The sequence below is a fragment of the Methylobacterium sp. J-043 genome (genome assembly GCF_022829505.1).
GTDB classification, from domain to species: Bacteria; Pseudomonadota; Alphaproteobacteria; order Rhizobiales; family Beijerinckiaceae; genus Methylobacterium; species Methylobacterium extorquens_A.
In genome coordinates this window covers 1-462 of record NZ_JAKSYB010000071.1, presented here as the reverse complement: position 1 = coordinate 462, position 462 = coordinate 1, and the positions used below count along the sequence as shown (strand labels likewise).

Here is a 462-nt window from a genome sequence, read left to right as displayed (position 1 = left end):
GGACGGGTCGCCCGGATGGGTTTGGCGTGGACGGTGTGGTGGAGTGGGGCATACAGGGGCGTCCGGGCGAGAGGACCGGAGAGGGCCGGGGGGTCGGCGGCGGAGAGGTGATCGTGGTGGGCGACGGCGGCTAGGGGGTGGGCGGCAGCTTCGACGCCGACACGCTCAGTAGGGGCTCGGGCTCGGATGGGAGCCGCGGCGACAACGGCGCGGTGACGCTCTCGGCCGTCATTCCGGTCTTCGGCCGCACGATGAATGCGGGCGTGGGCGATGCGGACGAGATCCGGTCGGGCGAGGGCGACAACGTCGTGCTCGGCGGCGCCGGTGGCGACACGATCGTGACGGGCTCCGGCCGCGACACGGTGTTCGGCGATGCCGGTCAGGTGCGCTTCGACGCGAAGGGTCTGGTCGAGCGGGCCGAGAGCCTGGACACGGGCATCGGCGGCGATGACACGATCGAGG

Annotated in this window: 1 pseudogene; it reads left to right on the top strand. The window is 72.5% G+C overall.

Going from position 1 to position 462, the window contains the following annotated elements:
- Window positions 1–137: 137 nt before the first annotated feature.
- Window positions 138–462 (top strand): annotated as a pseudogene (locus tag MKK50_RS22605) (hypothetical protein); the annotation flags it as partial.